Source organism: Pseudoalteromonas sp. SR41-4, from assembly GCF_014163985.1.
Lineage (GTDB): Bacteria > Pseudomonadota > Gammaproteobacteria > Enterobacterales > Alteromonadaceae > Pseudoalteromonas > Pseudoalteromonas rhizosphaerae.
This window is the reverse complement of sequence record NZ_JACJEI010000010.1, coordinates 96,594-110,813: the sequence shown is the minus strand read 5'-3', so window position 1 is coordinate 110,813 and position 14,220 is coordinate 96,594. Positions and strand designations below refer to the sequence as shown.

The following is a 14,220-nucleotide window of genomic DNA, read 5'->3' as shown; positions in this document are numbered from 1 at the left end:
GCTTTTTACTTTTTTGTAACAAGCGCCGCATTGCAGTTTACGTAAACGTTAATCTGTTGTTACGACTATGGTCTCAATTCAATATTGTTCAGGCATTGCTAAGTTTATAACCGAGAATAAATCGAACACATCACTTTTTACAGATGTTAAAGAGGAAATAAAAATGGCTTTTAAAGATGAAGAACAAGCAAAAGCTTATTGGGCGGAAAACATTTCACTGCTGTTTAAATTATTAGCAGTTTGGTTTGTCGTGTCGTTTGGCTTTGGCATAATACTGGTTGATGTACTTAATGAAGTGCGTTTTTTTGGGTTTAAACTTGGCTTCTGGTTCTCCCAGCAAGGCGCGATTTACACCTTTGTTGCTTTGATTTTTGTGTACGTTTTCAAAATGAATACGTTAGATAAAAAATACGGCGTAGACGAATAGGAGCTAAGCAATGGATGTTCAAACACTCACGTTTATAATTGTCGGGTTGAGCTTCGCGCTTTATATCGGCATTGCAATTTGGGCCCGAGCTGGTTCAACAAAAGAGTTTTATGTAGCAGGTGGTGGGGTTCCGCCTCTGGCTAATGGTATGGCAACAGCCGCAGACTGGATGAGTGCAGCGTCATTTATTTCAATGGCGGGTATCATCTCTTTTGCAGGGTATGATGGCGGCGTTTACTTAATGGGGTGGACAGGTGGCTATGTACTACTTGCTATGTGTTTAGCACCTTACTTACGTAAATTCGGCAAGTTTACTGTGCCAGACTTTATCGGCGACCGTTACTATTCACGCACCGCGCGTTTAGTGGCAATCTTATGTGCCATCTTCATTTGTTTTACATACATTGCAGGGCAAATGCGCGGTGTAGGGGTTGTATTCTCACGTTTCTTAGAAGTTGAAATTGAAACTGGCGTTTACATTGGTATGGTTATCGTATTCTTTTATGCGGTACTCGGTGGTATGAAGGGTATTACTTATACCCAAGTAGCGCAGTATTGTGTATTGGTGTTTGCTTACCTTGTTCCTGCCATCTTTATCTCTATGATGATGACGGGTCACTTCTTCCCACAAACAGGCTTTGGCGCTACATTAATTGGCAGCGATGGTGTATACGTACTTGATAAACTGGACGGTTTAAGTGCCGAACTTGGTTTTGCACAATACACTGAAGGCTCTAAGAGCATGATTGATGTGTTTGCTATTACTGGTGCCTTAATGGTGGGTACTGCGGGTCTTCCGCATGTAATTGTACGCTTTTTCACTGTACCTCGCGTTAAAGATACGCGTATTTCAGCAGCATGGACTTTAGTATTCATTGCGATAGTTTACACAACCGCGCCAGCCGTTGCGGCATTTGCCCGCGTAAACATGATTGATACCATAAATGGTAAAGACGGAAGTGGTACTGAATACGCTGAAGCACCAGTATGGGTAAAAAATTGGGAAAGAACGGGCTTAATCACTTTTAATGATAAAAATGGTGATGGCAAAATGTTCTACACAGCAGGTAAGATCAGTGATCCAAATAGCGCTAACGAAGTTAACGTTGACCGCGACATCATGGTACTTGCTAACCCTGAAATTGCTAACTTACCAGCATGGGTCGTGGCACTTGTGGCCGCCGGTGGTATTGCTGCTGCATTATCAACAACCGCAGGCTTATTATTAGTTATTTCGACTTCGGTATCGCATGATTTGCTTAAGCGGACCTTAAAACCAGACATTAGCGATAAACAAGAGTTACTCGCAGCGAGGTTGGCAGCCATGGTTGCGATTGTTATCTCCGCTTACTTTGGTATTAATCCGCCTGGATTCGTGGCGTCGGTAGTGGCATTTGCATTCGGCTTGGCCGCAGCAAGTTTCTTCCCGGCGATCATTATGGGTATTTTCTCTAAGAAGATGAATAAAGAAGGTGCGGTTCTAGGTATGGTTACAGGTATTACCTTTACTGCAGCATATATCATCTTCTTCAAGTTTATCAGCCCAGAACTAAATAGCCCTGAGCATTGGTTCTTAGGTATTTCACCGGAAGGTATTGGTTTAGTAGGTATGATTATCAATTTCTCAGTTGCAGCAATCGTACTTAAATTTACTGCCGATACACCGCTTGAAATTCAAGAAATGGTTGAAAGCATTCGTAATCCTAAAGGTTCTAGTGAAGCTCACGCTCACTAATAACGCTGATACTCTATTAATTAATATTGATAGATCCAAAAGCCCGACTTAAGTCGGGCTTTTTATTTACCGTTGATAGCAGTACAGTGATTGTACGATTGTTTTTTGCGAGTAGACAAATGAATAATGAGCAACAGGAAGTAGCCCAGTTTGTGCTAGCACAAACTCCTTTTAGTCACCTTAATAGCAGTGCTACGGATTATTTTGTAAAGCACCTAGATGTTATTTATCTGACTCGTGAAAACCAAACACAATGGCTGCAATCAGAATCACCTAAACTGTTTTTAATTCGTTCTGGTTTGTATGACTTAGTGGATGCTAAAGGTGATGTGATCACACGGTTAGCGCAAGGAGAGTATTTTGGTTTTCCTTCGTTATTAACCGGAGAAGCAATTCAAAATCATTTAGCAGTGCAAAAAGAGGGCATTGTTTATATGCTCAACCAAGATGCTTTCGACTACTTGCGCCGTGAATATAAAACGTTTGAGCAGTATTTTGTGCGCGCGCATGCAAATCGGCTGCTTTCTTCACATTATAAAAGCCAAAACGATAGTTGGTCTGAACGTAAAATATCTGAACTGATGTCACGTAAAGCGGTCACATTATCGCCCGATGCAAGTATTCGTCAAGCAGCTAAAAAAATGAAAGAGCACGGCGTGTCTTCGATTATGGTGACAGAATTTGAACGCTTAGTTGGTGTGGTTACAGATCGCGATTTACGTAACCGAGTATTGGCAGATGAAATCGATCCCAAACAAGCGGTTAGCATTATCATGAGTGTCAAACCCAAGTTTATTTTTGAAAATAACCGTGTTTTTTCAGCTCTGCATTTAATGCTCAAACATAACATTCATCATTTACCAGTGTTGGATGAACACCATAAAGCGTTGGGTATGATCACCAGCACAGACTTATTACGTCAGCAAAAGAGCGACCCCGTACAATTGATTGGCCGTATTTATAAAGCTCGCAGTGTCGCCGATTTAAAGCGTTATGCGGCAGAAGTACCAGAATTACTGCGTAGTTTTTCTCATAATATTGATGATATATCTTTAATAGGTAAATTACTCAGTGGCTTAACTGATGCGTTAACCTCACGACTAATATATTTATTCCAAGAAGATAACGGTGCCGCTCCTACTAGCTTTAGTTTTATTTGTTTTGGCTCTCAAGCGCGTGAAGAGCAAACCTTACATTCTGATCAAGATAACGGCTTATTACTACCTGATGACTTAAGCGAGCAACATCAAGATTACTATCGCCGCATGGGGGAGTTTGTTTGCGAACAGTTGGTTGAGTGCGGTATTAAACGCTGCCCAGGTAATATTATGGCAAGCAGCGAATTATGCAGAATGAGTATATCGGATTGGTGTGAGCGCTTTTTTAACTGGATCAAAAGCCCGACACCTGAAGCAATGCTCAACTGTAAAATATTTTTTGATTTACGTTTTATTGAAGGCTCAACGGCACTTTACACTGCATTTTGTGAGCAACTAACCCGAATTTCTCGCAACGAATTATTTTACGCCGCAATGGCAACGGATATTAAATCGAATTCTGTGCCGATAGGGTTATTTAATCAATTCAAGTTAGAAAAAGATGCTAAGCAACATAGATACATTGATTTGAAAAAGCGTGGTGTGGTTATCATCAATGACATTGTGCGCTTGTATGCGTTAAAAGCAGGGATCCGCAGAGCAAACACCCAAGAGCGCTTAGATGCATTGCTGAAACACTCATTGTTAAGTAATCACGATGTATATAATTTGAAAGACTGCTGGCGATTTTTAACTCAATTACGTTTACGTACACAAATAAATGAAGAAGGACTACCGAGTAACTGTATTAATCCAGATAGGTTAAACTCGCTAGAGCGCCATCAATTAAAAGAAGCGTTTTATTTACTCAAGCTCGCACAACAAGCTGCGGCATTTAAGTTTGCTCGTGGAAGTTTATAAATATGTGTTTTGCTATGAATAAGGTGACAAGCTAAGTGGTTAAACGTTGGTTGAGTCGTTATTTAGCACGTAAGCGATTACTTGCTCAAAACGCACTAGTACAGCGCTATATAGTGATTGATTTAGAGTTGACTGGACTGGATCCAAAACTGCATGAAATCGTCTCGATTGCGTGGGTGTTGATAGAAAAGCAATGCATTAAATTGAGCCAAGCTCAGCACGCCATAAATAAAGAAGTGCTGCGCCTTGAGCAAAGTCCTGTTTATCATGGAATTGCCCAGCAAGATGTCGCTAATGGAAAAAGCTTAGCGGCTATTTTAGCTAAGCTAAGCGCTCATTTTTCGGATGCTATTTTGGTGTTTCATAATGCTACTTTAGATTGGGGATTTTTAAAGCAGGCATTTCAAGCACATAATATTGATGTGCAGCCTTTATTGATTATTGATACTTTTCAGATTGAAAAAAAGCGCCTGCACCAACAAGGCCATGAAATAGGCTTAGACGATTTAACTCTCAGTGCCTGCAGGGCGCGGTATGAGCTACCTCATTATGGTTGCCATCATGCACTTACCGATGCCATGGCTACCGCAGAATTACTGTTAGCACAATGCCATCAAATTAGCCGTGGCAATGAACTAAAGTTGGCTGAGTTGGTTTAAACCTAACGCTGATTAATTACACTCTACCGTTCTCATTATTATTAATATATATCCTAGCTGAACAACTGTTTTAATTGTTAACTATATCGCGCCGTAAGTATTAATTTTTATTCTTAAAAACAGGCTTTTATCGTAATCTTTTTAGGTACTTTATTTGCTATTGTAGAGCACTAACATTTACTTTCTCGTTTGGTTTTTATCTATGAAAAATAATTTACTGCCATCTTTAGCTGGCGTTTTAGTGAGCTTGTTCGCCGTATGGTGGTTACATGGGTTTTTATTGGTTGACCGCTGTTTAGATAGTGGTGGGGCTATTAATCATAAAACAAACTTATGCGTGGGCGCAAACGAGCAAATAATAGAACTTGCTACACCGTCAGGTATGTTAGTTATTTATGGTGTGGTGATTATGGCTTTGTCGCTATCAGTCAGTGTACTGCTGAAAAAGCTAGGTAAGCGCTAAGTTTTGAATTGAAGAGCGAACACGGCAGTTCGCTCTTAACTTTGAATGCTAACTGATAAAGCTCGCTGGCATTTTCACAGCAATTACGCTGCCTTTAACACAGATCACGTTGTTCGCTGATAGCGTGATGTCGACAATCACTTTGTTGGGTTTTACTTCAATGAAGCTACCTATTAGCTGCAGCTCTACCCCCATTGGAGTCGGCGCTAAAAAGTTAACATTTAAAGCCCCTGTAACAAAACGAAATGCAGGTTGAGTCCCCATATCTCGCTCTGCATATCGATAAGCTATAGCAGCGGCACTGCCTGTACCATGGCAGTCAATCAGGGACGCAAGCAGCCCACCATAAACAAAGCCAGGGATTGCTGTATGGCAAGGTTGCGGCGTAAAGTGGGCGATAGTTTTATCGATATTGCCTTGATTTTGCTCATCCTGATACCAATAACTTTTTAATTGGTGACCCTGCTCATTGTTTTTGCCACAGCCATAACAATGGCTGAGCTCATCGGGGTAATAATCTTGAAAGGCTATATTGTTCATTAAAACTCCTAGTTCTAATTGGGTTATCCGATGACTCGTTGATCATCAATCACTTTGCCATCATCAGCTAAGCTGCCTAGCTCGACCAACTCAACACTGCCATTTAATTTTGTGTATTGTTTTAAGTTATCTAGCAATAATCCGGTGAGTTCCAGTTTAGTTAGCTCTGATTGGTCTTGATCGTATTCACACAATAGCTGCATTTTGTCTTGATGATCTTGTAGCTTGACCACTAAGCGCATTTTCTTTATCCCCTTAACACTGAGCCTAATTCGCTCTATTTGTTGAGGATGAACAAACATACCTTTTATTTTCGTGGTTTGATCGGCTCTACCTAACCAACCTTGAATGCGCATGTTAGTCCGACCACACGCACTTTGCCCTGGCTTGATAGCCGATAAGTCACCGGTTGCAAAACGGATTAACGGATAATCAGTATTGAAACTTGTAATAACCACTTCACCAATCTCACCATCTGCGACTGGAGTGAGGCTGCCTGGGCGCACAATTTCGACAATTAAATCTTCAGCGATAATTAACCCATCGTCAGCAATGGTTTCATAGCCAATTAAGCCTACATCGGCACTTGCGTAAGCCTGTAAGGTGTTGATACCTTGTTGTTTAAATAACTCGCGCAGTTCATGAGATAATGCTTCTCCAGTCACCAGTGCTTTTTTGAGGCTGCTAACGTCACGTTTAGTTGCCTGCGCTTTATCCAGTAATATTTTTAAAAAAGAGGGAGTGCCACAATAACCTTGCGGGTGTAAATCTTCTATTACGTCAAGTTGTTGATCTGTTTGCCCTGGGCCTGCGGGTATAACCACACAGCCACACGCACGCGCCCCTGAATCAAGAATAAAACCGCCAGGAGTCAAATGGTATGACAAACAATTTTGTACTAACTCACCTGCTCTAAACCCCGCAGCATAAAAGGCTTGGCCCATTCGCCACCAATCTTGCTGGCAATTTTCAGGGTCATAAATAGGCCCCGGTGATTGAAAAATTCGATTTATATGGCCACTTTTAGATGCGAGACCGCCAAGCGGAGGCTGTTGCTTTTGTATGTCTAAAAGGTCAGATTTTCTGGTGATCGGCAAAGTCGCTAGTTGTGAGCGAGTAGTGATATTCGTGGCATCAATGTTCGCTAATATAGCCTGATAATAGGGGCTGTTATTTTTTGCATAGGTAATAAAGTCAGCTAAACGGGACAATAAATTTTGTTCTCTGGTTTCAGAGTGTTGATGTTCATTGGCATGATAAAAATGGCTCATAATAGCTCCAGTAACATAGAAAAAGTAGAGAGATAGATAGGTTGATTACAACCAGCGTTTGCGACGTTTATATGACTTAAGATCTTTAAAGCTTTTACGTTCTTCGTTACCTCCACCGAGGTAAAACTCTTTTACATCTTCGTTGTTTAAAAGCTGCTCTTGTGTGCCATCTAATACAACTTTCCCTGATTCAATGATGTAACCATAATTAGCCGCTCTCAGTGCATAGTTGGCATTTTGTTCTACCAACAGCATAGTAATACCTTGATCTTGGTTAATCTTTTTTATGATTCCGAACACTTCTTTAACCAATAATGGCGATAACCCCATCGATGGCTCATCGAGGCAAATCATCTTTGGACGTGCCATTAATGCACGGCCAATTGCCAGCATTTGTTGTTCGCCACCTGATAAATACCCAGCTAAGCCTGTGCGTTCTTTTAAGCGAGGGAAATAGTGGTACACCATTTCAATGTCTTGATTTATTTGTGCGTCTTTGCGGGTAAAGGCGCCGAGTTTTAAGTTTTCTAGAGAGGTCATATCTTCGATGATACGACGCCCTTCCATAACCTGAAACAATCCACTGCGCACCACATCTTCGGCATTTTTATTGTCTATTCGTTCGCCCATAAAGGTAATGTCGCCTTTAGTGACTTCGCCATTTTCAGTTTTTAATAAGCCAGAAATGGCTTTTAAGGTGGTTGATTTTCCTGCGCCATTTGGCCCAAGTAGGGTGACTATTTCACCCTCTGGCACATCTAAACTAACACCACGTAAAACTTGGATGACTTCATCGTAAACAACTTCAATATTGTTAACGCTTAGAATTGGTGATGCAGGTTGTATTTTTATAGCTGCTTGTGACATAGCTAACTCCTTGAAAAATTAATAATTTATCAGCGGATGAAAATAACGAGATGCTTCATCCGCTGCTATGTTTAACGAGCTATTAAAAACCTAACCACGCATCACGGCGCTCAATGGTTACCAGTGATAACTCTTCAACGACGACATTGCCTTCGTTATAGTTGCCTTTGTAAATGTAAACTTGGTTAGTGCCACGGTGATCTTGTTCACTCCAGTTGCCCGCAAGGCATACGCCTTCAAGTCCTGCTGGTACCCAATCTTTACGGGCATACATGGCTTTTTTAATATTTTCACCGGTTATTCCGCCGTTATCTTTTGCCCATTCCATAGCCTCTTTCATAAAGAATGTTGAGCACACGCCACGAATGTAATGATGAACACGCTCTTCTTGGCCTGAAGGGTCTGATTGTTTTGAAATCTCCCTAACGAGTTTCATGCCAGGTACTTGATCAGTCCAAAACGGCGTCATAGCTGGAAATACATAATCTTTAATGCCTTCGCCCGCAGCTTGGAATATTTTTTTATCGCCCCCCCATATATTCGACATAAACTGAATATCGGTACCAACGGTGTTACATGATTTAACTAAAGACAATACTGAACCACCTAGATTGCCTATATATCCGTAATTTGAGCCTGAGCTTTTTAAGCTTAAACATTGCGCTTTAAAATCACCTGGTTTCATCGAAATAACAACCGCAGGTTGTACATCAAAGCCTAATTCGGTGGCGTACTCTGCACAGGCTTCTTTCGGTGCATTAGGGAAGGGGTGATTTGCACCAATATGAGTAAACTTAGGTTTGCCTTTGCCCCCCTTTTTTTGCCAGTCCTCAGCTGCCCACTGGACTAAACCGCGGCACGCATCTGAATAGGATGCGCCGTAAAAAAAGTTATAAGGAGCTGGTTTCTTTGTATGTGGGTTTTTACCCATAGGATCCGTTAAGTGGCCAGAGTAAGACGCTGAAAATACTGGTAGTTTATCTTTGGCTACAAATGAGATCAGTGCTTCGGTATCAGCGGTGCCCCAGCCTTGCATGGCAACCATGTTTTTACGCGAATGCCACTTTTTATAAGCGGCAATCGCTTGCGGCACTTTGTAAGCGTAATCAATTGTTTCATATTCGAGTTTAGTGCCATTGATGCCACCATTTTCGTTAATGTAAGCTAGGGAATCACGCACGCCGTCAGCGTAATTTTTACCAACAAAAGCTGTCGGGCCACTCATATCAGCTAGATGACCAACAAAGACTGAGTCTTCAGCGAATGTTTGTTGACTGGTGCACAGCGCGCTTACTATTAATAGAGACGTTAATTTTGCCTTATGATTGTGCATAACTATTTCCTTTTTTTTTTATGGCTAGATTGCCAATTATTTACGCATTAATGATGCTCATGTGTGTTGTATATGCTTAAGTTAGTGTCTATTGATTAGTAAGAGAACGGGTAAAACTTCCAATAGTTTTTAATTTGTGCCCAGCGGTGTGCCATGCCTTGCGGCTCAAAAATAAGGAATAAGATAATCACTAAGCCAATGGCCATTTCTTTGATATAGGCCAGGCCATCAACCACCATAGGAATATTGCCCCAGTCGGTCATCTTCATTAAACCAACGCCGCTTTCGAGCACTTCAGGTAAAAACACCATAAATACCACACCCATTAAGGTGCCTTTAATTGAACCCAAGCCGCCGATGATGATCATGGCTAAAAATTGAATCGACATAAATAAGGTGAAGCCTTCGGCAGAAACATAGCCTAAGTAATGGGCATATAAGGCACCGCCAATACCGGCATAAAAAGACGATATACCAAAAGAGAGTAAGCGATATTTATTGAGCTTGATGCCCATGATCTCAGCTGATAGATAATGGTCACGTACTGCAACAAAGGCGCGACCATCACGACTGCGCATCAGATTACAGCCCCAAATATACATAATAATTAAGGCTGCTAAGGCGATATAAAAGAAGCTTTCATCGCTATTAAAAACAAAGCCAAATATACTAATTGGGTCGGCAGATGAGCCGGCAGAACCACCAGAAAACCAGTCAGCACGGGCAAAGAAGTCTTCTAAAATAAACTGCGCAGCCAGTGTGGCTATAGCTAAGTACAAGCCTTTAATTCTTGAGGCCGGTAAACCAAACATCATGCCTACAGCCATTGTTAAAAAACCAGCCAGTGGAATACACAGCAATACAGGAATACCAAAGGAGATATTGAGCCATGCTGATGCAAAAGCACCAAAGCCAAAAAATGCGCCATGACCTAATGAAATTTGTCCGGTGTAACCGACCAAAATATTGAGCCCTAGTGCGGCTATCCCTAAATATGAAATTTGAATAAATAGGGTTAGGTAATATGCATCGACTAAGTATGGCGCTGCACATAATAGGGCAATTGCGAAAATTGCCACATTTTTGATGGTTGTTGTTTCAAAAATTGTATTATCTTGTTTATAACTGGTGCGGAAATCGCCGCAGGGTCTCATGGTTAAACTCGACATAATAAACTCCTAAAATTTACCTTTATCTGCACTTGTTAGGCGCTATTGATGCACCTAAATCGGCTTGTTTAAATACGTTCAATATCTTTTGTGCCGAACAAACCGTATGGTTTGAACCAAAGGATGACGAGCAACACGTAAAATGGTGCGATGTCATACATATTGCCAACATGGAGATATTGGCTGTCGAAAAACTCAGCGACATTCTCTAATACACCAATGATCAAACCACCGACAATAGCGCCGATGATAGAATCTAAACCGCCAAGAATAACTGCAGGGAAAACTTTGATGCCAATTAATGACAGTGAATTTGAAACCCCGTTTACCATGCCAATAACAATTCCAGCTGTGGCTGAAACCGTAGCAGCAATACCCCAGCTCATAGCAAAAACTTGTTTTACCGAAATACCTAAGCTTTGTGCAATCTGTTGATCAAAGGCTGTGGCTCGCATTGCTAAACCGTATTTTGAATGTTTAAAGAATAGATAGAAGGCAACCATAATTATTAAGGCGATTACGGTGCTCATTAAGTAAGCGGCTTCAATGTTCAAGCCAAATATTTGGATGCTATTAGTGGTAAATACTTGCGGGTAACTTTGCGCTGAAACACCAAAAATCCATTTCATCAAGGCTTGAAAAAAGATTGATAAGCCAATGGTGATCATGATCACTGAGATAATAGGTTCACCTATCATCGGGCGTAAAACAATCATTTGCAGCAGCACACCAAAGATTGCCATAAAGGCCATTGTCAGTAAAAAGCCCACTACAAAAGGCAGCTCTAAATAAATCAGTACTGCCCAGCATACCCAGGCACCCACTAATAAAAACTCACCTTGGGCAAAGTTTACAATTTGCGTTGATTTGTACACTAATACAAAGCACATCCCAACGACGCCATAGAGTAAGCCGACAATTAAACCATTGACGATTAGTTGAATTAGCAATTCAAAATTCATGAGACTCTCCGTGTTATGTTGATAGTGTTATCAGCAGCCGTGCAGGCTGTTTCGATCAGCGAAGTGACTTTAAGCTGGGTTTGAATACGGGTTTTAGTACCATCTTGAAATACCACCATGGTATCAATATCAACATTTTCCTTGTTGTCATAAATGGATGAAATAATGTCGCCATATTTATCCGCAATAACACTACGGCGAACTTTACGGGTTCGTGTTAATTCGCCATCATCGGCATCAAGTTCTTTGTAAAGTAATAAAAATTTATGGATTTTTTGTGATTCAGGAAGTGACTCATTGACGCGCATTATTTCTTCGCCAATTTTTTCGTACACTTCAGGCAGGGTTGATAAGTTGGTGTAGTTGGTAAACGACAGCCCTTGTTGCTCAGCCCATTTCGCAACAATACTAAAACGAATACAAATGATGGCTGATAGATAAGGCTTTGCTTTACCTAAAATAACGGCTTCGCCAATAAATGAAGAAAACTTAAGTTTGTTTTCTATATATTGAGGAGAATATTGTGCGCCGTCGCTGGTGCAAGCGAGATCTTTGATCCGATCAATCACCACTAAATGGCCAGACGGTTTAAAGTAACCGGCATCACCTGTTTGCATCCAGCCGTCAATCACGTCTTCATCATAGGCTTGTTGATTATTAAGGTAGCCACTAAACATTCCGACTGTTTTAGCAATAACTTCGCCAATACCGGCTTTATCGGGATTAATGACTTTAATTTGTGCATTATCAAACGCGACGCCAACACTGTCGTAGTCAACATCGGCTTCATGATGGATGGTGTAAGCTCCGCACATTTCTGTTTGGCCGTAGAGTTGGCGTAAAGGCACACCAATGGTTTGGAAAAACTTAAAGGTGTCAGGCCCCATCGCAGCTCCGCCGGTGGCAGCCGATTTTAAGAATGAAAAACCGAGTCGATCACGAAGTGCTTTTAGCAGTAGAATTTCAGCTAGCCATGATTTTTTGCCTGTTACTTGGCTTTGCTCAGCCAGCTTCATGGCAAAATTAAATAGCTTTCTTTTAAAAGGTGTTGAATCCATCATACGGGTTTGTACGTCAGCTAAAATGCCTTCCCATACCCGTGGTGCTAATAGTACAAAGCTGGGGCCAATTTCTCGTAGGTCAGCCATGAGTGTTTCTTGTTCTTCAACAAAATTTACAATTTGACGGGCGATCAGTGCTTGGCCAATTGCATAGACTTGCTCCATGATCCAAGGTAAGGGCAATACAGATACATAGTTGTCGCCAGCTTGACGCGGGTCAGCACGTAAATATGAACTACAGTGCTTAATAAAATTGCCACCATTGAGTAGGGCAATTTTGGGTTTTGATGTGGTACCTGAAGTGGTGCAGTAAATAGCAATGTCGTCAGGGGCTGAGGCATCTATCATGGCTTGATAACGATCAGGGTATGCTTGTTCGAGTTCTTGGCCCAGTGTGTATAGGGTATTGATATCTATAAGTCGCGAGTCGTTGTATTTGCGCATACCTCTTGGGTCGCAATAAACAATGAATTTTACTTGCTCTATGCCATCACCTAAATCAAGTAATTTATCGCATTGCTCTTCGTTTTCAGCAATCACAACGGTTGCGCCACTGCTAGCGAGTAAATAGATTACTTCGTCATGCATTGAATCTTGATAAATACCTAATGAATGGCAACGTAAAGCGTGAGCAGCAATTTCGCCCCATATCCATTCTGGGCGGTTATCACCAAGTAAGGCAATGGTATCATCTGTATTCACGCCTTTGTTACTCAACGCGAGCGACAACCACTTTACTTTATTGTTATATTCGGCCCAGCTGAACTCGTTCCAAATACCAAACTCTTTTTCTCGCATCGCCACCATATCAGGCCAATGCGTGGCATTGTGTTGTAGAATTTTGGGGAAGGTATTCAGTTCACCCATCTCAAAATCTTGATTGATTTGGCTAGTCATTAACTTACCTCCTCTAAGGTGGCTGGCTCTGCGTCGTCTTCAAGACCAAGGTAGGCACGTTTAACATAGGGGTCAGCCATGACTTCGTGTGGTAAACCAGAAATTAATTTTTTACCAAAATCCAGCACCATAACTTCATGAGAAATATCCATTACAACTCCCATATCATGTTCAATCATAACGACCGTAATACCGAATTCTTCATTTAAATCGAGGATGTATCTGGCCATGTCTTCTTTTTCTTCCAGATTCATTCCAGCCATTGGTTCGTCAAGTAAAATCAGTTTTGGGTTTAGAGCCATTGCACGAGCTAATTCAACGCGTTTACGAAGCCCGTAAGACAAGGTGCCAGCGATGGATTTTCTGATATGAGAGATCTCAAGGAAGTCGATCACTTCTTCTACTTTTCTTCGGTGAGCGAGTTCTTCTTTTTGCGCCCCAGAAGCCCAATATAACGGCCCTGTTAACCAATTGTTTTTTAATAAGTGATGGCGACCAACCATAATATTATCGAGCACTGACATATGGCCAAATAAGGCTAAGTTTTGAAAAGTACGGCCCATACCTAAGTCTGCGCGGTCATTGGGTTTTAAGTGGGTAACATCTTGATCTGCAAAGGTGATTTTTCCACTGTTAGGTTGATAGCGGCCAGAAATGCAATTGAGCATTGATGTTTTACCAGCCCCATTTGGGCCAATAATTGAAAATACAGAGCCTTTAGTCACCGAAAAACTAACATCTGTTAAGGCTTTAACACCACCAAAGGCTAGCGATATTTGCTCTATATTGAGTATCGATGTTGTCATACTCATACTCCTAAATTTAACTGAGAATAAAAATGAATAACGAATGCGTTGAAAAATAAGAGGGGGTGAACC

The 14,220-nt window shown here is 41.3% G+C and carries 13 protein-coding genes; 5 read left to right on the top strand and 8 right to left on the bottom strand.

The window, feature by feature from the left end; genetic code table 11:
• Nucleotides 1-163 precede the first annotated feature (163 nt).
• From H5180_RS10445 to H5180_RS10425, 5 genes are all read left to right on the top strand, one after another.
• A complete protein-coding gene (locus H5180_RS10445) occupies nt 164-427 on the top strand; it encodes a DUF4212 domain-containing protein (protein WP_145235321.1) in 264 nt (87 codons plus the stop codon).
• Nucleotides 428-437: 10 nt separating this feature from the next.
• Nucleotides 438-2,162: a sodium:solute symporter family protein gene (locus tag H5180_RS10440; RefSeq protein WP_145235323.1), complete on the top strand. Its 1,725-nt coding sequence runs from the start codon at nt 438-440 to the stop codon at nt 2,160-2,162.
• 119 nt (nt 2,163-2,281) lie between these two features.
• Entirely contained in the window at nt 2,282-4,120 is a 1,839-nt protein-coding gene (locus H5180_RS10435; RefSeq protein ID WP_182731516.1) for a DUF294 nucleotidyltransferase-like domain-containing protein, read from the top strand.
• Nucleotides 4,121-4,155: 35 nt separating this feature from the next.
• Nucleotides 4,156-4,779, top strand: a complete 624-nt coding sequence (locus H5180_RS10430) for a 3'-5' exonuclease (RefSeq protein WP_145235327.1) — start codon at nt 4,156-4,158, stop codon at nt 4,777-4,779.
• 202 nt (nt 4,780-4,981) lie between these two features.
• On the top strand, nt 4,982-5,242 hold the full coding sequence (locus H5180_RS10425; RefSeq protein WP_145235329.1) for a hypothetical protein: 261 nt from the start codon (nt 4,982-4,984) through the stop codon (nt 5,240-5,242).
• A gap of 48 nt (nt 5,243-5,290) precedes the next feature.
• Here the strand turns inward: H5180_RS10425 and H5180_RS10420 are convergent, their stop codons facing one another.
• The 8 genes from H5180_RS10420 to H5180_RS10385 all read right to left on the bottom strand — a co-directional run bounded on the left by H5180_RS10420 (nt 5,291) and on the right by H5180_RS10385 (nt 14,148).
• On the bottom strand, nt 5,291-5,782 hold the full coding sequence (locus H5180_RS10420; protein WP_182758183.1) for a PaaI family thioesterase: 492 nt from the start codon (nt 5,780-5,782) through the stop codon (nt 5,291-5,293).
• Nucleotides 5,783-5,805: 23 nt separating this feature from the next.
• On the bottom strand, nt 5,806-7,053 hold the full coding sequence (locus H5180_RS10415) for a phenylacetate--CoA ligase family protein (protein ID WP_145235333.1): 1,248 nt from the start codon (nt 7,051-7,053) through the stop codon (nt 5,806-5,808).
• A 45-nt stretch (nt 7,054-7,098) separates the two neighbouring features.
• Entirely contained in the window at nt 7,099-7,920 is an 822-nt protein-coding gene (locus H5180_RS10410) for an ABC transporter ATP-binding protein (protein WP_145235336.1), read from the bottom strand.
• Between the two features lie 82 nt (nt 7,921-8,002).
• On the bottom strand, nt 8,003-9,253 hold the full coding sequence (locus tag H5180_RS10405) for an ABC transporter substrate-binding protein (RefSeq protein WP_145235338.1): 1,251 nt from the start codon (nt 9,251-9,253) through the stop codon (nt 8,003-8,005).
• A gap of 95 nt (nt 9,254-9,348) precedes the next feature.
• The gene (locus H5180_RS10400; protein ID WP_145235340.1) at nt 9,349-10,422 is read right to left on the bottom strand and encodes a branched-chain amino acid ABC transporter permease; all 1,074 of its coding nucleotides are present in this window, start codon (nt 10,420-10,422) and stop codon (nt 9,349-9,351) included.
• Between the two features lie 68 nt (nt 10,423-10,490).
• Nucleotides 10,491-11,384, bottom strand: coding sequence for a branched-chain amino acid ABC transporter permease (locus H5180_RS10395; protein WP_145235342.1), 894 nt, complete (start codon nt 11,382-11,384; stop codon nt 10,491-10,493).
• Nucleotides 11,381-13,342, bottom strand: a complete 1,962-nt coding sequence (locus H5180_RS10390) for a long-chain fatty acid--CoA ligase (protein ID WP_145235344.1) — start codon at nt 13,340-13,342, stop codon at nt 11,381-11,383. Before H5180_RS10390 ends, H5180_RS10395 begins: the two co-directional genes overlap by 4 nt.
• A complete protein-coding gene (locus tag H5180_RS10385; protein ID WP_182717177.1) occupies nt 13,342-14,148 on the bottom strand; it encodes an ABC transporter ATP-binding protein in 807 nt (268 codons plus the stop codon). The genes H5180_RS10390 and H5180_RS10385 overlap by 1 nt, the downstream gene beginning before the upstream one ends.
• Between the last annotated feature and the right edge of the window lie 72 nt (nt 14,149-14,220).